Here is a 22,011-nt window from a genome sequence, read left to right as displayed (position 1 = left end):
CCTAAGGACAAATGCCGGAGGCAAAGCCCCCGGTGGACGGCAAAATCAATTTCTTTGCCAAAAATTAGTTTGTTAACGAATCATTTTGTCAATTCGCATACAAATGTATTATAATCCAATTTTGCGGCACAATCAATCAGCGTCCTTTATTTTACACAGAAAAAATAGTATTTTCCGCTCAAAAAGTTAAACATTTTGTGAACTTGTCGCTTTTTATGCGGCTGCACCGGTGTCTCGGCAAAGTTTTTTAACCTTTGCCAACAAAAAAGGACTGCCGCACAGGAGCATCTCCCCCGCAGCAGTCCTTTTTCATTATTATAATGCAATCATGCAGCATGCATCACAGCTCGTCCGGGTCGCCGCGCTCCGGCATGGTACGCAGCTCCCGCACCAGCATATTGCGCAGCTGGTACTGATGCTGCTGTGCCTGTGCCGTATCGCCGCCCGTATGCAGCTCTACCGTCGGCTCCGCCATGCGGTCGGCGCACAGCGGAATGGTCACCACTGCCTGTGTGCCCTTTTCCGGTGCGCGCTCCACCCGCAGGCCCCAGCCCATACGGCGGCAGCACTCGCGGCAGAGCAGCAGGCCCAGCTTTGCGCCGCCCAGAAAGCAGCGCCGGTTCTCCAGCCATGTATCCTCGCCTGCTTCCGGCAGGCCGCAGCCATTATCCATCACCGTCAGCTGCCAGAAGCTTTCGCTGCGGCGCAGCATCAGCCGCACTTTGCCGCCCGCACTGCAGGCTCGCAAGGCATTCGAAAGCAGATGCAGGCACAGCAGTTCTGCATCACTGCGGTCCGCCATGATCCGGCAGGCTGTCCAGCCGCCATAGTCCAGCGTCAGTTCCACCCCAAGCTGCGCCTGCACCATATCGGCCTGTGCGGCGACCTGCTGCAGCAGCTGGCACAGGTCCAGCGGATAGAGCCGCGGGTCTTCCTCGGTGCGCAGAAAATCCAGCAGCGACATCACTTCGTTCACAGTGCGGTCCAGCCTTGCCGCCGCAGCGCTGATATCGTTCACCGCCTGTCGGGTCTGCTGGTCGGCACCCACATGCGCAAGGTGCTGGTCCAGATATTCGCAATTGCGTCCGATCAGACCCAGTGCATGGAAGCATGCCTGTTCCACATCCTTCTGCGGGACCGCCTGCGCGGTCAGTGCACCCGCCTCGTTCTGCCGCATCTGCTCCATACCCTTGCGCCTCCTGTGTTTTATGCTCAGTCGTCCTTCTGACGCTGAAGATAATTCTTGACTGTGTAGATCAGTTTACCAGTGGTAGGTTTCTCGTCCGCAAATCCGCTTTCTTCCTTGAAGCGCAGCCACTTGACCGAGGGCTTTGCTTCCAGCTGGTCGATCATACGCCGGATGCCGCTGTCCACAGCAGAGACCGACACATCGTACTGCTCGCTCACCGCCTGCAGGATCTCCTTGCGGATGGCCAGCTTCTGGCTGGTGCCGTACACCACGCCCACCGCACAGGAAAGATAGTTGCAGTTCACGTCCGGCAGCTGGATGCCCCATCCCTCGTACAGTTCCTGACACTTGCGTTCTATGCGCTGGCTCTGCCGTCCCGGCAGGCGGTACAGCTCCCACAGCAGGTTCTTCAGTTCGGCATGGCCCACATAGCAGAACCCATCGCCCGATTCCAGACAGATGGCACTCGTATTCTGCCGCCTGCCCTCATCAAACAGAACAACATTCGGTTTGGGATCCATGCTGCGGATATTCATTAAAAACTCCAGCCCGCTCATATCTTCCAGCTGGCTGCAGAGGATCACAACATCAAACTGACGGCCCTGACGCAGCTGTTCCAGCAGACGGCCGCCGTTCTGGAAGCAGGTGCACTCCAACGCAGGGCTTTGCTCCTGCAGGTAGTTCTTTTCCACCCGCAGTTCCTTGCGGTCGTAGCTTCCAAGGGCGATCTGCAGCGTTTTTGCTGTGTGCTCACTCTCCACGCAACGCGCCGCCTTTCTGCCTGAGCTGTTCTGTATCGGTCAGTTCTTCTACCACATCCTGCCAGATCTCCGGCTGGACACCATTCTCACACAGATAGCGCAGGATCCGGTAGCAGAACTCTGGTGCAGCTGCAATGTAGCAGCTTTGCATGTACTGCCGGTTCCCGGTACGGCAAAGCGTCAGGCAGCAGCCGTCTTCGTTGCCTGTATCCATTGAGTATACCAGCGTATATGCTTTCTGCAACCCGTCGATTGCCGAAAACTGACGGATCATAGGTGAAAATGTACGTTCCATAATTTTTCCTCCCTTGCTACAAGGTCCTGCGACATTTTTAAGGCATTCCTTGTTTTTCTTATCTTATTTTAAAGAGCAAGGAGGGCTGGTTCAATCCTGAAAAAGCGTCTAAAAACATCAAAATCACATTCGTTGCATTTTTTTGTCGTGTTTTTCTGTTCCGCGGCACATTTTATTTTATACTTGCGTTTGATCGCAGATTTTTTGCGTCGTATTGGCAGTGTAATTCTGCTTTCGTGATGTTTTTCCGTTTTATCAGGATCTTCCGCTATTAAAATAGCACGACGGCGACGCAAATTCAACCTCCACGTCAATTTTTCCTTTATTTTCCTGTTTTTCTGCCTCAAAAGCCAAAAATACCGGTCCGGTCAAAATTTACGTTGAAATATACACAGTTTTTTCATATTGTTCCGGTAAAATAGAAGTGTATAACGCCTTGCTGCGGGTCCTGTATCCGGGCAGTTTATTATAATGTATAGCGGCAGCGTTCCTGCGAGGATGCGCCGGAAAGGCTCACACATGCTCCAACTCAACCACATCAAGAAAGAATACAAGACCGGCGATCTGGTGCAGAAAGCACTGGATGATGTCAGCCTGAACCTGCGGGACAACGAATTCGTCGCCATTCTCGGCCCCAGCGGTTCCGGTAAGACCACCCTGCTGAACGTCATTGGCGGTCTGGACCGCTACGACAGCGGTGATCTGATCATCAACGGCATCTCCACCAAAAAATATACCGACCGCGACTGGGACTCTTACCGCAACCACACCATTGGCTTTGTGTTCCAGAGCTATAACCTCATCCCGCACCAGACAGTGCTTTCCAATGTGGAGCTGGCGCTGACCATCTCCGGCATTTCCGGTGCCGAGCGCCGCAGCCGGGCCACCAAGGCGCTGGAGCAGGTAGGTCTGGGCGACCAGCTGCACAAGCACCCCAGCGAAATGTCCGGCGGCCAGATGCAGCGTGTGGCCATTGCCCGCGCACTGGTCAACAACCCCGACATCCTGCTGGCCGACGAGCCGACTGGCGCACTGGACAGCGACACCAGCATTCAGGTGATGGAGCTGCTGAAGGAGGTGGCCAAAGACCGCCTTGTAGTCATGGTCACCCATAACCCGGAGCTTGCAGAGCAGTATGCTACCCGCATCGTCCGCCTGCGGGACGGCGTGATCCAATCGGACACCGCACCGTTTACGCCGGATGATTCCGCTCAGGTGCCGCCGGTGCACAAAAATCTGGGCCGTTCTTCCATGTCGCCGCTCACCGCTCTCGCGCTGAGCTTCAACAACCTGCTCACCAAAAAGACCCGCACCCTGCTCACCGCGTTTGCCGGTTCCATCGGCATCATCGGCATTGCGCTCATCCTTTCGCTCTCGGCCGGTGTGAGCAATTATATCCAAGAGATGGAACGCTCCACCCTTTCGGAATATCCGCTGCAGCTCTCGACCACCGGCGTGGACCTTGCCGCCCTGCTGGACCCGGAAAGCTACACCAGTGCCGTTGCCGACAACACCAATGTGGGCACCACCAGCGCTTCTTCCACCCCGGAGGGCATGGTCACGGTGCGTGAACTGCTGAGCCAGCTGACCGAAGATAATTCCTCTGTCAATGACCTTGCTTCCCTGAAAAAATATCTGGACAGCAGCGAGTGCACCATCTCGGAGGATGCTGCTTCCATCGAGTATACCTACGGCACCGTACCGCTGATCTACCGCCAGAACAAGGACGGCACCGTGCGCCAGATCTTCCCGGACAGCAGCCTTTCTGCGCTGAACAACACCACCTCTGCCGCCGGCATCGTCTCTTCCATGACCAACCAGAGCGTGTTTACCGAGATGGCCGAAGAGCCTTCGCTGTACGAAGATCAGTACGATGTCAAGGCAGGCCGCTGGCCGAAAAGCTACAACGAGGCCGTTCTTGTGCTGAATTCGGATGGCAGCATCAGCGACTACGCTCTTTATATTCTGGGCATTGAGGACGACAGCGTGATGATGCGTTTTCTGCAGGAGTACGCAAAAAACAAGAACACACAGGCTCCCACCGGCTACGGCACCTACCCCTACGATACCTTTGTGGGCCTGAAATATAAGATCGTTACCAACTCAGACTATTACGTTTATGACGAAGAACGCCAGATCTGGCGCAACCGCTCCGACGATGAAGCGTATGTGGAGCAGCTTGTGGAAAACAGTCCGGATCTGACCATCGTGGGCGTGGTGCAGCCCCGCGCAGATGCCAGCTCCACCATTCTGCCCATAGGCGTTGCCTATACCCATGCACTCACCAACTACGCCATCGACCATGCAGCCGAAAGTGAAGTGGTAAAGCAGCAGCTTGCCGACCCGGAAGTGAACGTGCTGACCGGCGAGCGCTTTGATGCCGACCAGCGCAAAACCGATCTTGACATTTCTTCCCTGTTCTCGGTGGATACCGATATGCTGAAGGATTCCTTCCAGTTCGATGCAAGCAAGCTGCAGTTCGACCTGAGCGGTGCATTTGATCTGCAGGATGGCAGCTTTGACGTTTCCTCCATCCTTGATCCGTCCGCGTTCCAGCTGGATCTGAGCGATCTGGACCTGAGCGACATCGACATGAGCGATGTGGAGCTGCCGGACATGGACGCGCTGGATCTGAGCCAGTTGTTTGCCGATATGGACCTGTCCGTCTCGGAGGATGCGCTGCAGAGCCTGATGAAGAAGATCATGAATGGCTATAAGCGCTATATCATCGGCAACGGCATCTTGAATCTGGATAAGATCGGTTTCTCTTCCTATATGGAGAGCGACCAGTTCAAACAGCTTCTGTCCGAATCCATGGGCGACCTGCTGGACACCACCGGCCTGCAGGAGCAGTTCACCGCTTCACTTCAGCAGAACCTGCAGGGCATCATGACGAGCTATCTGCAAAGCTACTCGGAACAGCTGAGTCAGAAGCTGGGCGAAGCTCTGCAGACCAAACTTACCGCTGCCATTCAGACCCAGATGAGCACCGTGATGCAGCAGCTGATGACTCAGCTGACCACTCAGTTCAGCCAGCAGATCCAGTCCGCCATCCAGAACAACATCGCTCAGCTCAGCAGTCAGGTGGAAGATGCCCTGAAGATCGACCCCACTGTGTTCCAGAGTGCCGTGCAGGTGAACATGAGCACCGACGACCTTGTGGATCTGGTCAAAATGAACCTGCAGTCCAGCACCACCTCCTACGGCAGTGTTCTTGGTGCACTGGGCTATTCGGATTATGCCAAGCCCGGCAGCATCTGGATCTACCCCAAGAGCTTTGAGGCCAAGAACCGCATCGTGGACAGCCTGAACGCCTACAACGCCGCCATGCGTGCGCAGGGAGAAGAGGACAAGGTGATCGTATTCTCGGATACGGTTGGCACCCTGATGAGCGCCGTGACCAGGATTGTAGATATGGTCAGCAATGTGCTGGTGGCCTTTGTTGCCATCTCGCTGGTGGTTTCTTCCATCATGATCGGTGTCATCACCTATATCAGCGTGCTGGAACGCCGCAAGGAGATCGGTATTCTGCGTGCCATCGGTGCATCCAAGCACAATGTCTCCGAGGTGTTCAATGCCGAGACCTTCATTATCGGAATGTGCTCCGGCGTGATCGGTGTGGGCCTGTGCCTGCTGCTGCTGATCCCTGGCAACATGCTCATCCACTCCATTGCAGGAACCACCAGCGTCACCGCTGTGCTGCCGCCCAAAGCTGCACTGGTCCTGATCGTTCTGGCGACCCTGCTCACGATCCTTGGCGGTCTGATTCCCGCCCGCAGCGCAGCCAAGTGCAACCCCGTCACCGCCCTGCGTTCTGAGTAATTTCCTTTCTCGACAAGCAAAAGGAGTCGCTGCATCACGCAGCGGCTCCTTTTTTGATGTCCGGTGATTTATCTCAATTTCTCATGTAATTCCTCATGCAGTTCCTCGCGCTCTTCCTTCAGTTCCTGCTTGAGAGTCCGGTCGATCTCCCGTGTCTCCTGCCGGATCTCAGCCAGATCCTTTTCGATCGCAGGGTTTTCTTCGATTTCTTCCCGGATGAACATGAGTGCAAAACTTACCAGCAGCAGCCCGCAGGAGATCCAGATGGTCTCTCCTGCCAGCCGCGCTGTGCCCATGCTTCCAATACCGGCACCCACCGCGAACAACAGAATGATGCCAAAATAACGCATCATCCGATCCTTAACTTTCGGTTCATGGGTCTTGCACCAGATGCAGAATGCTTCCACACCGCTACGCAGGTCACCAATGCACATGGTGCTGGCAAATGCATAGCCGTTCACCTTGCGGAACGCCTGCACCTGCATTGCACAGGAGAAGGAAACGATGGCGTTTGCCAGCAGATTCTGCTCCTGCGGTAAAAGACCTACAATGAACAGCAGAAGCACTTCGCCCAGCACCACCAGCTGCCGCCAGTGAAGCCGCTGCATGTCGCAGAAGCGCTCCCGCATCTTTTCTGCCACCAGTACGCCCAGCGCAAAAGCACACAGAGGAACCAGATAGTGCAGCACCCGATCCCACTGACCATCCATGATGTTGGCACTCAGCAGCACGATGTTGCCGGTCTGTGCATTTGCAAACACCTTACCGCGGAACAGATACGTATAGGCATCCTGCAGCCCGCCCGAAAGCGAAAGGAACACCGCCGTCAGGAAGGACTCTGACATCTGCCCATGATGTTTTGTTTTCATATTACCTTTTCCCCTCTTTTCGTACCCTATTATAATATATTTTTACAGCTTGGCTCATATCAGTTTTACATATCCGGCATGTGTATCCCTGCGCTCTGCCAGCGCCGAAAATACGGCCCGTGCCCGGCCCGCACTTTGCATTCCCTCACAGGTTGTGTTAGAATAAGAAAAAAGCTTTTCCAAAGGAGAACTTCCTTATGCCGAATATTGTCGAGATCACAGACCTTTCCGCACCGGAGCTGGATGTCTATGCCCGCCTGACGCAGGCGCAGCTGCGCAATCGTCTGGAACCGGAAAAAGGCATCTTTATTGCCGAAAGCCCCAAGGTGATCGCCCGCGCGCTGGATGCCGGATACACACCGCTCTCCCTGCTCATGGAGCGTAAACAGATCACCGGCCCGGCTGCCGATATCCTGACCCGTTGCGGCGATGCCCCGGTGTACACAGCCGACCGCGAGACCCTTGCCAGCCTGACCGGCTTCGAGCTGACCCGCGGCGTGCTGTGCGCCTTCCGCCGCCCGCTGCCGCGCAGCGTGGAAGAGGTCTGCCGCAATGCCCGCCGGGTGGCCGTTCTGGAGGGCATTGTGGACTCCACCAATGTGGGAGCGATCTTCCGCAGCGCCGCTGCACTGAACATGGATGCCGTGCTCGTTACTCCTTCCTGCTGCGACCCGCTGTGCCGCCGTGCCGTGCGTGTGAGCATGGGCACCGTGTTTCAGGTGCCCTGGGCGCAGATCGGCACCTGCCCTGCCGACTGGCCGGAAAACGGCATTGCTCAACTGCACGGCCTTGGCTTCAAGACTGCTGCCATGGCTCTGAGCGACCGCTCCGTAAGCATTGACGACAGCGCTCTTTCCGCCGAGCCGAAGCTCGCCATCGTGCTGGGCACAGAGGGTGACGGCCTTGCCCACAGCACCATTGCCGCCTGTGACTACACCGTAAAAATCCCTATGTCCCACGGCGTGGATTCCCTGAACGTTGCCGCTGCCAGCGCTGTTGCTTTCTGGCAGCTAGGCAACCGCTGAGCGATGCTTTTTGGCCCTGCCCAAAATACTTGACAAATTTCCCGAACAGAGTTACACTTACAGGGTCATCACATGGGCCTGTAGCTCAGCTGGGAGTCCATGCGTATCGCTTTTGTGCCCCACAGAGTTGTGGGCATTCGAATGGGGAGTATGTCGGTTGGTCGCCCAACCGCGTCACGCCCCTAAATATGGGCCTATAGCTCAGCTGGGAGAGCAAGCGTTGCTTTCCCGATCTGGTGTTATAGCTCATTTGCCCCCATTTGAAATTGGGTGCTTTTTCGTGGGCTCGTAGCTCAGTTGGGAGAGCGTTCGGTTCGCATCCGAAAGGTCGAGGGTTCGACTCCCTTCGAGTCCATAAAACGCCGTATCGTGTTAAACGATACGGCGTTTCTTTTTGTTTTTCTTTGCAAAATCGCGCATCATTCGTCTTAACAGCGCAAAATCGCGTGTGCAGCATTTTTAGGCACAATGCTTATGGTTTCACCTGCTGTTTTGTCTAAAACGACGATTGCAACGGTGTACAAAGGGAACATAATAAAAAACTTAATAATGGACTGCCAATCTTACACAAAGTACCGCCCAAACGAGACTACGGGCGGTATTTTTGTATCATGGCGGAGAAAGGAGGAACTTCCCACGGGGGCTTGACTGAAAAGTTGAGTCCCTTTTTTCATGTCAAAAACAGGAGGTAAATGCTTATGGCAGATGATAAAACCACAAAAACGCCGGAACAGCCGGTAACGGATAGCGGGCCGGGCAAGGAAACGCCTCCCGCTCCCCCAAAAGAGCCGGAGAAGGTTTCCGTTTCCTCGGAGCCGGGAAAAAAGACGGAACCAGAGGTAAAGAACCCACAGGTTTCCGTCTATAACTTCGCTGAAATTATGAAGGAAAAGAAAGCCGAGGAACGGGCGGCAACTCCCGGCGTGGAAAAGCCTGACCCGGCAAAAGTGGAGAAACCGGAAAAGCAGCCGGAGACTCCGAAAAAAGCAGAGGAAAAACCCAAAGAGCCGGAACAGCCGAAGCGACGGGGCCGTCCCCCGAAAGCAGATAAGGACAAGGCCGCAGCCCCGAAGTCCAAAGCCCCCGCACAGAAACCGGAAAAGACGGTCAAAAAGGAGCCGGAGAAAAAAACGGCTCCAACGGTACAGGTCGCTCCCACTCCGAAGGAACCTGAAAAGCCGCAGGATGCACCACGCCGGGGCAAGGAACAGATCGTCTATATCAAGCTGAACGAGCTCCACGCCTTCAAGAACCATCCCTTTGAAGTCCGGGACGATGAAGAAATGCGAGCTATGGTGTCCAGCGTCAAGGACAAGGGCGTGACCCAGCCCGCTATTGTCCGTCCCCGTGAGGATGGCGGCTATGAGATCGTGTCCGGCCACCGCCGCCAGAAAGCCAGCGAGCTTGCCGGGTATGCGGATATGCCCTGTATCGTCCGAAACCTGACGGACGATGAAGCCATCACGCAGATGGTCGAGGACAATCTCAACCAGCGTGAAGAAATCCTCCCCAGTGAGCGGGCCAAAGCCTTGAAAATGCAGCTTGAGGCTATCAAGCACCAGGGCTCCCGCACTTCGGGCCAGATTGACCCGAAGGACGCAGGCAAACGCTCCAACGAGATTGTGGCCGAGCGCAATAAGATGGCGGTCAAGCAGGTGCAGCGGTATATCCGGCTCAATGAACTGGTTCCCGACCTGATGAAGCTGATGGATGAAAAAAAGCTGGGCTTTACTACGGCGGTGGAGCTTTCCTATATCGGCAAGAAGAACCAGAACTATATCGCCGTCGCCATTGACAGCCAGCAGTCCTCTCCTTCGCAGGCGCAGGCAAAGCGTATGCGTGAGCTGGACGAAAAGAAGCTGCTCAACGGGGATGTGATCGACGGCATTATGATGGAGGACAAAAAGGAGGTAGACAAAGTGATTTTGACAGGTGCGGAACTGAGCAAATATTTCGGCAAGGAAACTACGCCGAGGGAAATGAAGGACCAGATCATCAAGCTGCTGGACGACTGGAAGGGTCAGCAGAAGGAACACGAAAAGCCGGAGAAGAAAACCGAACAGGAAAAGTAAGCCCAAACTTCGGGTCAGCATGGCCCGAGGATTGCGGGGTTCTGCCCCGCGCCCCGAAGCTCTGGAGATATAAATGATTCCCCGTCGCCAGTTATTCCGTAGCATAGCCGGGAAAATCAGTCAAGGGCAGCGCCGCCGCAGGCGGTGCCGGAGGCACCCTTGACGGATTTCTCCCGGTTATGCTTTTTCCCGGTCAAGCGACGGGGATATAAATTCTCCAGAGCCGTTCCCCTTCCCGGGGGAAGGGGCGGAGGGGTTGGGCGAACTCTTGCTTTTCCCTAAACCTAAACAGAAATGGAGGCTCAACCAATGAAACGACCTTTAGCGTACCTGACCGCCGCATGGAGCGGCGAGCCGGATGTTGATATGGAGCTGGCGGCCCACTACTGCCGTCTTGCTTATGAGGCGGGCTTTTCCCCGATCTGCCCGCTCTTGTATCTGCCGCTGTTTTTGAATGACAGCGTTCCCGAGGAACACAAGGCCGGGATTGATATGCGCCGGGATATGCTGCGGCGCTCCCACACCCTGATCGTCTGCGGCAGCGCTGTGGATGAGGATGTAAAAAACGATATTGCGGTTGCCGGGCGGCTGGGCATTGCGGCGACCACACTGGAAGGGGTGCTTGCCGTGAAGGGACACGGCACCCCGGGCCATGCCGGACATTAAGCTGGGAAGCCTTTTCGACGGGATCGGCGTGTTCCCTCTGGCTGCTTCCCGGTGCGGTATCCGTCCGGTATGGGCCAGTGAGATTGAAAAAGCGCCCATCTCCATAACCAAAAGGCACTTTCCCGACATGGTGCATTTAGGGGATATTACGAAGGTGGACGGCGGGAAAATCCCACCTGTCCATATAATTACCTTCGGTTCCCCCTGTCAGAACCTTTCTCTGATCGGCAACCGCTCCGGCCTTGCCGGGGCAAAATCAAGCCTGTTCTATCAGGCGTTTCGTATCATACAGGAAATGAGGGATGCTACTGATAACCTATATCCAGCTATCGCTGTTTGGGAAAACGTCATGGGAGCGTTTTCTACAAATGACCGGATGGACTTTAGAGCCGTCCTATCCGCCTTCTCGGACACCGAAGTTCCAATGCCTCCTTCGGGAAGATGGGGAAACGCCGGAATGGTGCGAGGGGGAACGCCTGATGTGTGCTGGCGACTCATGGACGCCCAGTATTGGGCAGGCTCCCGAAGGCTGGCACGAAGGCAGCGGATTTTCGTCGTGGCGGATTTTGGAGGCAGACGTGCCGCAGACATACTATTTAAGCCCCGTCCAATGCTCCCACTTCCTCCGCCTTGCGGAGAGGGCGGGTGGGCCGCCGCCGAAGGAGATCGAACAGCTTCTTTTGAAACAGGGCGGCAGATACCAGTCATCCACCCCTTTCAGTGCTTCCGTATGCGGGGAGCGGCAAAAAGGCAGGAAGAAACGGCCTTCCGAAACAGCTTCGGATTACCAACTGACCCTTTTCCCACTCTTTTAGCCAGTGATGTAACGCCCTTTGCCTTCTGGTATGAGGGCGACCCGAAGGGCGGCTGTATCCGTTTTCTGACGGAAACGGAAAGCGAACGGCTGATGGGGCTGCCGGAGGGCTGGACAAAGTACGGGGCGGACGGCGTGGAGATCCGGCCTCTGCAACGCTACAAGGCACTGGGAAACGCGATTGCCCTCCCTTGCGCCGATTACATTATGGCCGGGATTTATGAGGTGCTGGCTGACCGGGCCGAAAAGGAGGAATGAGCCCATGTTTGAAGCCTATATAACCAATACAGCCCTATACCCCTTAATGGGGATTGAGGTAGGGACAACGGTACATTTCCCCATGACGACACAGGAGTTGCAGGCCGCCCTTGCCAAAATCGGGATAGACGGGAAACGGTACAGCGAAGTGTTCTTTACCAGCTTTGACAGTGATGTGCTGGGGCTCTACGATTATCTCTACGAATGTGAGAACATCGACGAGCTGAACGAGCTGGGCCACGCCCTGCTGGAAGTACGGGATAAGGGCGGACTGGAAACCTTTGAAGCCGCTCTTGTCTTGGGAAACCACACAAGGAGCGTGAAGGATTTGATAAACCTGACGCAGAACCTTGACCTTTACCGCTTTTACCCGGATATTTCCGATGATGAAGGGCTGGGCCGTCTTTACGCCGACGAGCTTGGGACTATCGACATACCGGAGCACATTCAGAACTACTTCGATTATGAGGCATACGGGCGGGATGTGCGTATCAACGAGGGCGGCGTATTCGCTCCCGGTGGGTATGTGTCGGCAGTCCCGGAGGGCTTCAAGGAGTATTACCACGGGCCGCAGGACATTCCGCCGGAACACCGGATATTTGCCTATCCTGAAAAGGCAGAGCCTGTCCACTCCATTCTCGCTACACTCAAACGGTTTCAAGAAGCCCCGCCCGCTCCGAAAAAGGACAAGGCGGGGCCTTCCAATGAAGAACGGTAAGACTTCGGGCCAGCATGGCCCGAAGCATGAAGGAGGTGCATACCATCAACTATTACCCTATCAATGAAGGGGCCGCCCGTCGGGCAAAGGAAATGAACAGCTTTTCCGATTACAAGGAAGGGAGCGCAACGGCGGAATACCGGGCAATGGTGGACAAGGCCGCCGCCGTAGCGGAAAAGCAGAAATCCCGGGTGGACCCCATGTACCATGAGAAGATCGACCATCTGTTAGACACCTACGCCCGCAAGCTGGCCGAAAACATGAACCAGGGCTTTGCCATTGACGCAAGGGTTCCCTCTGTGCTGATCGCCGGGCCTTCCAATTTCCCGGTGGGAAAGAAGGAAAAACAGAACCGGGCCCGGGACAGCAACATGGAGGAATGGCGGTATATTCAAGGGCTGCTGGATAAGATACGCAGCACCGGCATGGGCGGGATCGGCGCCGATGACCCGGCAGCGATTGAAAAGCTCCAGAAGAAGCTGGACGGGCTGGAACGCTCCCAGCTCATTATGAAGGAGGTCAACGCCTATTACCGCAAGCATGGCAAGCTGGACGGCTGTGCGCTGCTGTCGCCGGACCAGATCGAAAAGCTGAAAGCAAGCATGGCGTCAAGTTGGCGAAGCGACCCGAGGCCCTTTGAAAGTTACCAGCTAACCAACAACAATGCGGAGATCCGCCGGGTAAAGGCCCGTATCGAACAGCTTTCCAAACAGGCACAGCAGGAATTTTCCGGCTGGGAGTTCGATGGGGGTCGTGTGGAAATGAACCGGGAGGACAACCGCTTGCAGGTGTTCTTTGACGGAAAGCCTGACGCGGACACCCGGGCCGAGTTGAAAAGCAGCGGTTTCCGCTGGGCTCCCAGTGTAGGCGCATGGCAGAGGCAGCTCACGGACAACGCCATCCGGGCGGCTGACCGTCTGGAATGTATCAAGCCGCTGTCCGGCGAAAAGCCCTCCCAGCTTCAAAAGAAGCCCTCTATCTTGCAGACCATGCGGGAACAGGGCGAAAAAATCCAGACGGAGCCGGAAAAGAAAGCTCCGTCCGGCAGAGATGCCGAGCGGTAAGCCTCGGGCCACATTGGCCCGAGGTTTTCTGTTCCCCGAGATTGTACGGGGGCCTCCCGGATAGCGGGAACCCCGACGGAAAGGAGGTTTTATGCAGCGAATCCAGCTGCTTCAGCAGTTCACTGACAGCACCCATATAGGAAAGATGGTATTTTGTGGAAAACTGAATGAGCCAATGTTGATGCTTAAACAGTGCTAAAAAAGGTTCTGATATTGAAGCACAGCTCCATGTCAGGACCTTTTTATTTCACAAATTATTTTTTGGGGTTGCGTCGCCCGGTGTTTTCCGAGCCACGCACTTCCTCATGGTAAAAATAATCCACAATGACCGGGTGCCCAGGCTCTGCCCGGCCGTAGGGCAGCTCGTTGTCCACGAAGGGACAGTTGTTTTCTTTCGCCAGCCGTTCCGCTTGATCCTCCAAACCACGGAAGTAGCTTCTGTCTCCCTTGTTGTAGATAGCGTCGTACAGCGGAACCAAGTCAGGATATTTTTTACAAATATAGTCCATGATGTCTTTTTTGAATCCGCCTCGCAGGTTTAGATTTTCTAACCATACCAGGTCGCATTGATTTCTGACCTGATGGAAGATAGCCTCAAAATCCGTGATACCCGGAAAGACAGGTGCAATAAAGCAGACGGTGCGAATGCCCGCATCATAGATCTGCTTCATGGCCTCCAGCCGTCGCTTGATGCTGACGGCATCGTCCATATCATTTTTAAAGCCTTCGTCCAATGTATTGATTGACCAAGAGACCGTGACCTTTCCCAATTTTTTCAGAAGGTCGATGTCACGGATTACCAAGTCCGACTTGGTACAGATGAGAATTTCTGCCTCACTGCCCCGAAGCTGTTCAAGAAGCTTTCGGGTGTTCTGAAACTGAGCCTCCTGAGGCAGATAGCCATCGGTCACTGAACCGATGACTACGCGCTGCCCTTTGTACTTTTGCGGATTTTTGATTGCTGGCCAATGTTTCACATCCAGGAATGTACCCCACGGTTCGGTGTGCCCGGTAAATCGCTTCATAAACGAGGCGTAGCAGTATTTGCAGCTATGGGTACAGCCCACATAAGGATTGACGGAATAGCCGCCCACCGGCAGGGTGGATTTTGTCATAATATTTTTGGTTTCTACATCCTGAATCAGAATGCTGCTATCTTTCACTTCCGCCATGTCTTCTGTTCCTCCAATACCCGGTAAAAAGCCGGGGGAAATTCTTGTACCATATGTGTTTCTCCCATGATAGGAAGTAGATCTTCCTTCATGAATACAGGGATGCCAAGCGCATGGGCCTGATGTGTCAGGTTCCACACCCATTCCGGTTTCGATACGGCTTTGCCCTTCCTATGTCCGGTCTCAGTCCCAATGACGATCCACTCAATTCCGGTAAGGTCCACCATGCCAACATCATCAAACATAGGTTCAAAGGTCACATGATAGTGTCCGCCATGGATATGCTCCCGCAAAGTCCGGATACGGTTTTTCTCTTTACTGGGGGTAACAGTTACACCAAACCAAGCATTTTCTAGGGTAGTGGAAAACACAATATCCTCCGGTCGCTTGGTCAAAAACAGATATTGGTGCTGCGGATTTTCAGTTATCTTGGCAAATATCTGTTCCCGCCACTCTGGCTTCCAGTGGGAAAAATCGCTCATGCCGGTGAGCAGAAAATTCTGTGGGCGTTTTTTCTCCATCAGCCGCAGCTTATTGGGAAAAAACTCCGGCTTTTCAAAGTCATCGATCATGTGAAACCGGTGGACATTGTTTCTGGCATAGCAGTAGCTGCAACCAATAGTACAGCCGATCACCAGATTCATGTTCTGAATACAGTCTTTAATACAAACAGCCACCGCTAACGCCTCCTTTCCGTTTTAAGATTTAGCTTTCTACCGCAGGCGCAACTTTCCCGAAGCCGTTCCAGGCATACAGCCCCTTCTTGTCCTCATCGCCCAGGAACTTGTCCACCTGACAGATGTGCAGGATATGGTCGCCAACTTCCACCGACTGCTGCAGGGTGGCCACCATCGCCAGACGAGTATCCACCGGAATCTGGATGTCACTGCCCTCCACAGCCATCATCTCGATGTTGTTGGCGGCCACCTTGTCGGTCTTGGCACCGGTAGACGCTCCGCAGGCCATCACAGTCTGGGCAAGACTCTCGCCAGGAACGGTGACAATCACCTTGTCAGTCTCCCGTACCTGCTTACCGGTGTGGGACTGTTTGCTAGTGGCGAAACCCACCATGGGCGGGTTGAAGGAGAGGTAAGATACAAAGCAAATGGGAGCCAGGTTCGTAGAACCGTCCTCCTTTTTAGAGCAGATCAGTGTCAGCGGATTGGGGGAGGTCAGAACAGTAGCCTCCATAATGTTCAGTTCTTTCATGTTATTCAGACCTTTCTAAGAAATTTCAGTCGTTGACTGCACGGCTAACTAGTGATATATTTATTATACCTGCTAGTAATTTTTGTTCAAGTACGCAAATTATTTGTACCTGGTATCAAAAAATATACTGCAAAAGACGAGGAAAGATCCAATCATGACTTATGAAGAATTCAAAGAAAAGGTTAGCAGTGTCATTCTAACCGGCGAGGGAAACTGCCCGGTCACGCCGGTAGTTCAAATGCTGCAGGGCAAATGGAAACTCCAAATTCTCTATGAACTGTGCATCAAGTGTCCCATGCGGTTTGGGGAACTGAAAAAAGTTCTCAAACCCATTACCAATACAGCCCTGACCAACGCCCTGAAGGAGCTGGAAGCGGATGAATTGATCCAGCGCATCCAATATAATGAAATGCCCCTACGGGTGGAATACTCCCTCACCGAGAAAGGACGGGAGCTGTTGCCGGTCTTTTATGCCATTTCCCAATGGGGAATGAAATATATACCATGATTCTAACTATACTAATCTGCAAGATAATAGCCGGGAGGCATTGACAATTTGAGTCAACTTCCCGGCGTTTTATTTTCTGCATGCTCTTAAAATAATTGCGGTTTGGAATCTCTGCCCGGTGCACCAGAACATCGTTCCAATCCTTCATGCAGGGCTGGATGCGGGTCACGCTCACGGTGTCCGGCAGCAGTGCTGCCAGTCGCTTGCAGGCATTCTCTCCGGCTTTGTCGGCATCCAGACAGAGGAACACCCGCTCCACGTCCGGGCGTTCCGAGAGAAACTGCCGCAGCGCCTTGCCCGACACCCCGCCCAGCGACAGATAATTGTGCTGCTGCCAGTTTTTCGGAAACAGCTCAATGAAGGACAGCAGGTCGATGGGGGCTTCAAAGACCAGCAACTGTTTGTCGGTGCCACGATGAGCAAAGCCAAATGCCTTTTCTGCACCGGCTGCATCTTGCCGGAACTTCTCATGGATGCCACGGCTGCTTGCGTAGCGTGGGTGTCCATCTGCATCTCGCCCCACAAAGACCACGTTGTGGTGGGCGGCGTCCTCGTAAATATCTCCGGCAGCGATGAAGAAGTTCACCAGCGAGGGACTGAGTTTCCGCTCCTGTGTCAGATAGTTCAGGATGTTGGCGTTGGTGACGTTCCGCAGCGGCAAGCGAAACGCAGGAGAGGGGGCGGGGTCAGCCTCCGGCTGGACTTCGCCCGGCTCTCCGGTCAGCATCTGCACCGCTTCGGGGAAGGACTTGCCGTAAAATTCCATCACAAAATCGACCGGATAGCCGCCCTTGCTCTGGCTGTGCCGGAACCATTTGTTTCCGCACACGGTCAGGCTGTCGTGGGCTTTCCAGCGGTATTCTTTTCCGCTGCGCACCAGCGTTTCGCCCTGTGCCCGGAGAAAATCTTCCAGATTGGCGGCGTTTGCACGGTCAATCTGGTCTTGCGTGTAGGTCATGTTCCTTCCTCCTTATAATTCCGGTGTGCTCTTCTGCTGCTCCGGTTTCTTCGGGGCGGCGGTGGCTTTGGCTTCGTGCAGCTTCTTCAGCACGGATTCCTTTTCCGGGGTCTTGCCGCCCGGTGCGGAAAACTGCTGCTTATTCAGCACAAGGTCGATATACTTGCGCACATTTTTCAGCGCAGTCAGGTCAGGTTGCAAAGTTTCAAGCTGGCTGCGCAGCTCTGCGCTGCCGGATTGCAGCGCAGAAAATTCGGCATCCAATGCCGAAAAATCCACCGCTGTGCTGCCGTTCAGCTTCATCAGGGTGCGGACAGCTTTATTAAAGGTGTCCAGTTCCTCCTTGTGCTGGGCAGCATAAGCGTCCTTGGTCAGCTTAAAGTTTTTCTTCATACAGATAAATCAAACTTATTTAATTTTCTAAACTTCATGAGATTCAGCCAATCCACAAATAGTTGCTGAAAATCATAGTATATAAGATGTATTCGTTCAACTGGAACACTCCGCTTCTCCACATGATGCCAGATGACATCTCGATTAAAAACAATTTGAACTTGATAGCGTTTCTTTTTGTGCGAATAGTAAACACCTGTCACAAAAGTTTGAATGACTGCAAATGATGGACGGGGTTCTTTATCAATCGTAAAAGCTTTTGCTTTGTTGTAATCTGCTGAAAGAATATGAAGATTGTCATAGGAGCAATTCAGTCCATCATTGTCAAGATGCTCAATGATGTTGTCAGGTTCAAGCATTTTTGCTACATTGTGTGTCCCATAGAGGTGATTTAGAACAAATCTATGCAATGAAACAGTATGCTTCTCTCCATTATCACTTTTAATGGTTGTTGTTAGATATGGATGCTTTCCCTTTGTGTACGTCCAAGTATGGCGTAAAACCTTATCGAGTAATCCGGGATAAGCACTTATTCGAGCTTTGTGATTTCCCCATTGAGGACGGCTCAACTCATAAATATCGCCATACTTCTCAAATTTAATGTCTTTTAACGCCATACATGCACCCTCTTGGTACTTTCATAGGTATTCCATACACTGCCTAAGAATATCACAGAATGCCATATCATCATCTACGGCAGCAATTGCAGCGTTGATCAAAGTTTCTCGGTCAGTGTTGCCCCAGTTAATATGCAGACCATATTCTAATGCCATGCAGCGAATCAATTCACGGGTGCTGCGGCCATTTCCCTCACGGAAAGGATGGATAATGTTCAGTTCCGCCATCGTCTGCGACAGATTTTGAATCTGCTTTTCTTCATTACGCTCGGCAAGCAGCTTTTTGGAGCGAATATTCTTGAACACGCGCTCCAATTCTCGGTCAATCAGGTCTGGAGGGTAGAACATCGTGTCACCCTTGCTGATCTGTTCCTTACGGATGTGCCCTGCAAACGGATACACATCTTCAAAAAGGAAGCGATGAATCCGAAACAGGTGAGTTTTGGTAAACCGTCCCTTGATTGGCTCCTGCAACAGAGCCATCTGCTTGACTGCAGTAAATTCTTCTTCGGCCTGTTTAAGTTCTGCTTTGTCACGGATGTCCAGCTTGTTGATCAGAACATCCGTATCCGGGTAGCAGTACATGGACTGCACTGTGGTGTAGACATCATACTTCGTGAACATAATCAGCCCTTCTTTGCGTACTTTGCACGCAGTTCATTCACGACCTGTTGATAGCTGGCCTGACCGCTGCCAATGCGATCAAGGTTGCTGCGTGTATCTTTGCTGATGGTCATGCCCTCAATGGCAAAGGTGCCGTACACATTGCGGAGATTACTCTTGTGCTGGGCAGGGGTAGTGTACTTGACGCTCATGGTTTGGCCTCCTTCTGATCTACATAATACTATATAAAGTTTATCGTGTATGAGTCCTATTGTCAATCTACAACTTGTTGTCAAATGTAAAAAGCGCAGCTTCCATTCATTCAAAGTTGAAGTTGCGCTTTTACGGTATATCGTATTTTATTGTGAATTGGGATGCGATACATCTGAACCCCATGTGAGCTATATCTCAAGGGCCTGTAGCTCACTTGTCCGCCAACCATATTACATCCCAAATCGCTTTCTTTTGAAAATCAGCGGATTGGAAACCATACTTGCGACCAAGAAAGGCCGTTGGGATGGCAGGTCGTTTTATATGGACGAATATACGTTGATTTTTCTTTTCTCACGGTGCATAAGGTGTGCACAAAAGCGAGACTGTTGGGAGAGCGTTCGGTTCGCATCCGAGAGGTCAAGGGTTCGAATCCCTCTAGGTCCACCAATTTGCCGCATCGTTTTGTACGATGCGGCGTTTTTTATGCCTAAAAAACTTTGGCAGACCGTGCCGGGCTCCGAACCCTGAAGTCGGATGCGAACCGGGCGGGGTCATCCATGTACTTTTTGAAAATCCATCGGTTTCACGCTTCTTTCTTTGCATTTTGCAGAGTGCTGCGGGCAAGCGCATCGCTTTTATGCCCCCTTCTCGGAAATTTCTTCAAAAATTTCCGCACCATCGTAGGTTGACACAGCCTTGAGCTGTTCCACTTGGTTGAAGCTGGCGTTCAGGGTGATCGAGATTTCGTAGTCTTTTCGGACACGAATCTCCGTAATGAACTGCTGCAAGATAGCGCGGCGTTCATCGTGGTTGGCGGTGTCGTACACATCCGCCCATGTAAACAGCTCGTTGCAGATGTAGTTGCTGCGCTTTGCCGTTTTGGTGGCTTCTTCGTATTCTTCCTGTGCCTGCACGAGCTGCTTTTCCAGAGTTTCCAAAGTCTCTCTTGCCTCGGCTACCAGTGTGCCGAGCAGTTCTTTGTCCAAGGCACTTACGCCCCGGATGACGAGGATGGTTTCGGCTTTCAGGTCGTCCAGTTCTTTCTGCTTGCTTTCCAAGTCTTTCTGGATTTTCTTGACCTTCTTCTGGATGCGAGCGGCATCGTTGGTCTTGACCGATTCCAGCAGCTTCTTCCGGGAAACCTCCCGGAACTGTGCGAAGATCTGCCGGACAACTTCTTCCACAATGGAATCCAGCTTGGAAACACCGTAGCCGGACTGCCCATCGCAGTCACCCGGATTTCATTATCAATAATCCTCCAGTTATTTTACGGAATGTGAGCATTCGGACAAAAAGGATCGTGGTGGCCCACGACACCTTGCCCTTAAAAGCGCAAAAACGCCAGCCTCCCATGGCGGGAAGCTGGCGCAATATAACACATCGGCACGATTGTGGATGCTGACCGAGATCGAGCAGACCCAGGGCCTGAAGGTCGTGGACGAGCAGGGTCAGTGAGTTTTCAGGCCGGGACTGCATTGCAAAGCGCAGTGTGGTTCCGTTTTTTGTTTCCGGCAGACAGAAAAGGCCGCCCCATCCGGGGCGGCTCTTTGCTGTTTTTACAGGGAAAATGAGATTTACACCCACTCGCCGTTGAATACGTATTTGTCCAGCCGGGCAAAGGCTTCCTGCACGCAGGAGAGCGGCAGGGCCAGATTCATGCGGATGGCGCAGGGGCCGTGGAACATCCGGCCGTTCTGCCAGGCGGCGCCCACGTTCCAGCCAGCCTTTTTCAGCTGGCCGATGGTCTTGCCGTGGGCCTTGCACCAGCCGGTGCAGTCTTGGAACAGCATAAATGTGATGTGCCGGGGCTTACAGGCGGCCGTCTGCCACGGCGCGCCGGTGCTCGGCAAGGGTCAGCTGCTGCAGGATCTGCAGGCAGGGGCGGGTGTCGTCCTTGCGGGTGAACAGGCAGGTGGGCGACGGCGGGAAGGGGAACTGCAACGGGTGGAACCACTCCGGCGGGTAACCGTGGCTGCGCACTGGGCTGAGGAACAGGCATTTGCCGGCCAGCATCCGGACGTATTCCTTCTCGAAGTCAGGCACCATGAGCCACCGCAGGGGGACTTCTTCCATGCAGCGCCGCACCATGGACGCGAACACCGCGTCGCAGCTCTCGAAGCAGACGGTCTGCCCCGTCAGCTGGTCGGGTGTCAGGTCACCGCAGACGCTCAGCGGGCTGCCGGGGCTTACCAGCAGATGGCACTTGGTGTCGAACAACGGCAGGCACTCGATGGTGCCGCTCACCGGGGCCATCAGCATCTGAATCAGGGCGTCCACACCGCTTTCCAGCACCTCCTCCGGGGAGGCACAGGAGGTGTCGGTGTGCACTTCCAGGTCACAGTCCGGCAGTGCCTGGTTCAGCGCCAGGAGCAGGTCGTGGTACACGAGATCCCGCGACGCCATGGTCAGCGGCACTTGCAGCACCAGTTTTTCGTGCCGGGTCGGCCCGGCAGCCAGTGCCTGCTGGAAGCCCTGATAGCTCTGCCGGACGCTCTGGGCAAAGGCGGCAAACAGATGCCCGGCCTCGGTGGGTTCCACCCGGCAGGTGGTGCGGGTGAACAGCGGGACGCCCAGCTCGTCCTCCAGACTGCGGATCTGGTAACTCAGGGTGGGCTGGGTGAGGAACAGCTGCCGCGCGGCAGCCGAAAAATTCAGCGTTTCATACAGGGACAGAAAACAGCGGATCTGCCGATCAGTCATGCGGGGCATCTCCTTTCCGGTGTTTTCCCCATTGTAACAAAACTGCAATGGAAGGTCAATGAACTTATAGAAGAAGTCCATAACT

The 22,011-nt window shown here is 53.9% G+C and carries 24 protein-coding genes and 1 tRNA gene; 9 read left to right on the top strand and 16 right to left on the bottom strand.

The features are described 5' to 3' along the window. Window positions 1–340 precede the first annotated feature (340 nt). The 4 genes from MTP41_RS13790 to MTP41_RS13775 form a co-directional block, all read right to left on the bottom strand. A complete protein-coding gene (locus tag MTP41_RS13790; RefSeq protein ID WP_097778215.1) occupies window positions 341–1,186 on the bottom strand; it encodes a sensor histidine kinase in 846 nt (281 codons plus the stop codon). A 26-nt stretch (window positions 1,187–1,212) separates the two neighbouring features. Next, window positions 1,213–1,950, bottom strand: a complete 738-nt coding sequence (locus tag MTP41_RS13785) for a response regulator (protein WP_097778216.1) — start codon at window positions 1,948–1,950, stop codon at window positions 1,213–1,215. After that, window positions 1,940–2,245, bottom strand: a complete 306-nt coding sequence (locus tag MTP41_RS13780) for a hypothetical protein (protein ID WP_242959366.1) — start codon at window positions 2,243–2,245, stop codon at window positions 1,940–1,942. The genes MTP41_RS13785 and MTP41_RS13780 overlap by 11 nt, the downstream gene beginning before the upstream one ends. Window positions 2,246–2,313: 68 nt before the next feature. After that, window positions 2,314–2,541, bottom strand: a complete 228-nt coding sequence (locus MTP41_RS13775; protein WP_133300960.1) for a hypothetical protein — start codon at window positions 2,539–2,541, stop codon at window positions 2,314–2,316. A gap of 223 nt (window positions 2,542–2,764) precedes the next feature. Between MTP41_RS13775 and MTP41_RS13770 the strand changes: the two genes are divergently transcribed. Beyond that, complete coding sequence (locus MTP41_RS13770; protein WP_097778218.1) at window positions 2,765–6,067, top strand: ATP-binding cassette domain-containing protein; 3,303 nt, start codon at window positions 2,765–2,767, stop codon at window positions 6,065–6,067. Between the two features lie 68 nt (window positions 6,068–6,135). Here the strand turns inward: MTP41_RS13770 and MTP41_RS13765 are convergent, their stop codons facing one another. Further along, window positions 6,136–6,936 (bottom strand): YoaK family protein, encoded by an 801-nt coding sequence (locus tag MTP41_RS13765; protein WP_097778219.1) that lies wholly within the window; start codon window positions 6,934–6,936, stop codon window positions 6,136–6,138. 197 nt (window positions 6,937–7,133) lie between these two features. Here MTP41_RS13765 and MTP41_RS13760 point away from each other — a divergent pair, with 197 nt between their 5' ends. The 7 genes from MTP41_RS13760 (at window position 7,134) to MTP41_RS13730 (ending at window position 13,553) form a co-directional block, all read left to right on the top strand. Next, entirely contained in the window at window positions 7,134–7,961 is an 828-nt protein-coding gene (locus MTP41_RS13760) for a TrmH family RNA methyltransferase (RefSeq protein WP_249235750.1), read from the top strand. Window positions 7,962–8,243: 282 nt separating this feature from the next. Further along, window positions 8,244–8,316: transfer RNA gene (locus MTP41_RS13755), tRNA-Ala, on the top strand. A gap of 337 nt (window positions 8,317–8,653) precedes the next feature. Further along, entirely contained in the window at window positions 8,654–10,033 is a 1,380-nt protein-coding gene (locus tag MTP41_RS13750) for a ParB/RepB/Spo0J family partition protein (RefSeq protein ID WP_249235749.1), read from the top strand. A 309-nt stretch (window positions 10,034–10,342) separates the two neighbouring features. Beyond that, a complete protein-coding gene (locus tag MTP41_RS13745; RefSeq protein WP_003500157.1) occupies window positions 10,343–10,699 on the top strand; it encodes a DUF7768 domain-containing protein in 357 nt (118 codons plus the stop codon). Continuing rightward, window positions 10,686–11,771 carry a DNA cytosine methyltransferase gene (locus MTP41_RS13740; RefSeq protein ID WP_249235748.1) on the top strand — a complete coding sequence of 362 codons (1,086 nt, stop codon included), beginning with the start codon at window positions 10,686–10,688 and terminating at the stop codon, window positions 11,769–11,771. The genes MTP41_RS13745 and MTP41_RS13740 overlap by 14 nt, the downstream gene beginning before the upstream one ends. Further along, complete coding sequence (locus MTP41_RS13735; RefSeq protein WP_249235747.1) at window positions 11,734–12,489, top strand: antirestriction protein ArdA; 756 nt, start codon at window positions 11,734–11,736, stop codon at window positions 12,487–12,489. The genes MTP41_RS13740 and MTP41_RS13735 overlap by 38 nt, the downstream gene beginning before the upstream one ends. Before the next feature lie 26 nt (window positions 12,490–12,515). Continuing rightward, complete coding sequence (locus MTP41_RS13730) at window positions 12,516–13,553, top strand: hypothetical protein (protein WP_249235746.1); 1,038 nt, start codon at window positions 12,516–12,518, stop codon at window positions 13,551–13,553. Window positions 13,554–13,807: 254 nt separating this feature from the next. On the opposite strand, the gene MTP41_RS13725 is transcribed toward MTP41_RS13730, so the two are convergent. Genes MTP41_RS13725 through MTP41_RS13715 form a run of 3 tightly spaced genes read right to left on the bottom strand, consistent with a single transcriptional unit; the run spans window position 13,808 to window position 15,934 of the window. Continuing rightward, complete coding sequence (locus tag MTP41_RS13725) at window positions 13,808–14,725, bottom strand: radical SAM mobile pair protein B (RefSeq protein WP_097778225.1); 918 nt, start codon at window positions 14,723–14,725, stop codon at window positions 13,808–13,810. Further along, complete coding sequence (locus tag MTP41_RS13720; protein WP_249235745.1) at window positions 14,713–15,402, bottom strand: radical SAM mobile pair protein A; 690 nt, start codon at window positions 15,400–15,402, stop codon at window positions 14,713–14,715. The genes MTP41_RS13725 and MTP41_RS13720 overlap by 13 nt, the downstream gene beginning before the upstream one ends. Before the next feature lie 28 nt (window positions 15,403–15,430). Further along, entirely contained in the window at window positions 15,431–15,934 is a 504-nt protein-coding gene (locus MTP41_RS13715; RefSeq protein ID WP_097778227.1) for a flavin reductase family protein, read from the bottom strand. 154 nt (window positions 15,935–16,088) lie between these two features. Here MTP41_RS13715 and MTP41_RS13710 point away from each other — a divergent pair, with 154 nt between their 5' ends. Beyond that, on the top strand, window positions 16,089–16,442 hold the full coding sequence (locus tag MTP41_RS13710; protein ID WP_097778228.1) for a winged helix-turn-helix transcriptional regulator: 354 nt from the start codon (window positions 16,089–16,091) through the stop codon (window positions 16,440–16,442). Here the strand turns inward: MTP41_RS13710 and MTP41_RS13705 are convergent. The 8 genes from MTP41_RS13705 to MTP41_RS13670 all read right to left on the bottom strand — a co-directional run bounded on the left by MTP41_RS13705 (window position 16,369) and on the right by MTP41_RS13670 (window position 21,926). After that, window positions 16,369–17,400: a toprim domain-containing protein gene (locus MTP41_RS13705; protein WP_429887427.1), complete on the bottom strand. Its 1,032-nt coding sequence runs from the start codon at window positions 17,398–17,400 to the stop codon at window positions 16,369–16,371. The genes MTP41_RS13710 and MTP41_RS13705 overlap by 74 nt on opposite strands. A 12-nt stretch (window positions 17,401–17,412) precedes the next feature. Beyond that, complete coding sequence (locus MTP41_RS13700) at window positions 17,413–17,793, bottom strand: hypothetical protein (protein ID WP_242959370.1); 381 nt, start codon at window positions 17,791–17,793, stop codon at window positions 17,413–17,415. Further along, window positions 17,790–18,410 carry a hypothetical protein gene (locus MTP41_RS13695; RefSeq protein ID WP_097778229.1) on the bottom strand — a complete coding sequence of 207 codons (621 nt, stop codon included), beginning with the start codon at window positions 18,408–18,410 and terminating at the stop codon, window positions 17,790–17,792. Before MTP41_RS13695 ends, MTP41_RS13700 begins: the two co-directional genes overlap by 4 nt. Window positions 18,411–18,431: 21 nt before the next feature. Then, complete coding sequence (locus MTP41_RS13690) at window positions 18,432–19,034, bottom strand: Fic/DOC family protein (RefSeq protein WP_249235744.1); 603 nt, start codon at window positions 19,032–19,034, stop codon at window positions 18,432–18,434. Between the two features lie 2 nt (window positions 19,035–19,036). Further along, entirely contained in the window at window positions 19,037–19,225 is a 189-nt protein-coding gene (locus tag MTP41_RS13685; protein ID WP_005939815.1) for an antitoxin VbhA family protein, read from the bottom strand. Window positions 19,226–19,861: 636 nt separating this feature from the next. Then, window positions 19,862–20,410, bottom strand: coding sequence for a hypothetical protein (locus tag MTP41_RS13680; RefSeq protein ID WP_249235743.1), 549 nt, complete (start codon window positions 20,408–20,410; stop codon window positions 19,862–19,864). Between the two features lie 390 nt (window positions 20,411–20,800). After that, complete coding sequence (locus MTP41_RS13675; RefSeq protein ID WP_343214681.1) at window positions 20,801–21,016, bottom strand: hypothetical protein; 216 nt, start codon at window positions 21,014–21,016, stop codon at window positions 20,801–20,803. 19 nt (window positions 21,017–21,035) lie between these two features. Further along, window positions 21,036–21,926, bottom strand: a complete 891-nt coding sequence (locus MTP41_RS13670; RefSeq protein WP_179859707.1) for a LysR family transcriptional regulator — start codon at window positions 21,924–21,926, stop codon at window positions 21,036–21,038. Window positions 21,927–22,011: the final 85 nt, after the last annotated feature.

Origin of the sequence: Faecalibacterium sp. I4-3-84 (genome assembly GCF_023347255.1) — a bacterium.
GTDB lineage: Bacteria > Bacillota > Clostridia > Oscillospirales > Ruminococcaceae > Faecalibacterium > Faecalibacterium taiwanense.
The sequence above is the reverse complement of the archived record's forward strand: the minus strand, read 5'-3'. Positions and strand labels throughout refer to the sequence as shown.

Coding starts and splice junctions, on each gene's coding strand:
- MTP41_RS13790 (WP_097778215.1), bottom strand. CDS start 1,186: ATGGAGCAGATGCGGCAGAACGAGGCGGGTGCACTGACCGCGCAGGCG.
- MTP41_RS13780 (WP_242959366.1), bottom strand. CDS start 2,245: ATGGAACGTACATTTTCACCTATGATCCGTCAGTTTTCGGCAATCGAC.
- MTP41_RS13770 (WP_097778218.1), top strand. CDS start 2,765: ATGCTCCAACTCAACCACATCAAGAAAGAATACAAGACCGGCGATCTG.
- MTP41_RS13765 (WP_097778219.1), bottom strand. CDS start 6,936: ATGAAAACAAAACATCATGGGCAGATGTCAGAGTCCTTCCTGACGGCG.
- MTP41_RS13760 (WP_249235750.1), top strand. CDS start 7,134: ATGCCGAATATTGTCGAGATCACAGACCTTTCCGCACCGGAGCTGGAT.
- MTP41_RS13750 (WP_249235749.1), top strand. CDS start 8,654: ATGCTTATGGCAGATGATAAAACCACAAAAACGCCGGAACAGCCGGTA.
- MTP41_RS13745 (WP_003500157.1), top strand. CDS start 10,343: ATGAAACGACCTTTAGCGTACCTGACCGCCGCATGGAGCGGCGAGCCG.
- MTP41_RS13740 (WP_249235748.1), top strand. CDS start 10,686: ATGCCGGACATTAAGCTGGGAAGCCTTTTCGACGGGATCGGCGTGTTC.
- MTP41_RS13735 (WP_249235747.1), top strand. CDS start 11,734: ATGAGGTGCTGGCTGACCGGGCCGAAAAGGAGGAATGAGCCCATGTTT.
- MTP41_RS13730 (WP_249235746.1), top strand. CDS start 12,516: ATGAAGGAGGTGCATACCATCAACTATTACCCTATCAATGAAGGGGCC.
- MTP41_RS13725 (WP_097778225.1), bottom strand. CDS start 14,725: ATGGCGGAAGTGAAAGATAGCAGCATTCTGATTCAGGATGTAGAAACC.
- MTP41_RS13715 (WP_097778227.1), bottom strand. CDS start 15,934: ATGAAAGAACTGAACATTATGGAGGCTACTGTTCTGACCTCCCCCAAT.
- MTP41_RS13710 (WP_097778228.1), top strand. CDS start 16,089: ATGACTTATGAAGAATTCAAAGAAAAGGTTAGCAGTGTCATTCTAACC.
- MTP41_RS13705 (WP_429887427.1), bottom strand. CDS start 17,400: ATGACCTACACGCAAGACCAGATTGACCGTGCAAACGCCGCCAATCTG.
- MTP41_RS13700 (WP_242959370.1), bottom strand. CDS start 17,793: ATGAAGAAAAACTTTAAGCTGACCAAGGACGCTTATGCTGCCCAGCAC.
- MTP41_RS13695 (WP_097778229.1), bottom strand. CDS start 18,410: ATGGCGTTAAAAGACATTAAATTTGAGAAGTATGGCGATATTTATGAG.
- MTP41_RS13690 (WP_249235744.1), bottom strand. CDS start 19,034: ATGTTCACGAAGTATGATGTCTACACCACAGTGCAGTCCATGTACTGC.
- MTP41_RS13685 (WP_005939815.1), bottom strand. CDS start 19,225: ATGAGCGTCAAGTACACTACCCCTGCCCAGCACAAGAGTAATCTCCGC.
- MTP41_RS13675 (WP_343214681.1), bottom strand. CDS start 21,016: ATGCTGTTCCAAGACTGCACCGGCTGGTGCAAGGCCCACGGCAAGACC.
- MTP41_RS13670 (WP_179859707.1), bottom strand. CDS start 21,926: ATGACTGATCGGCAGATCCGCTGTTTTCTGTCCCTGTATGAAACGCTG.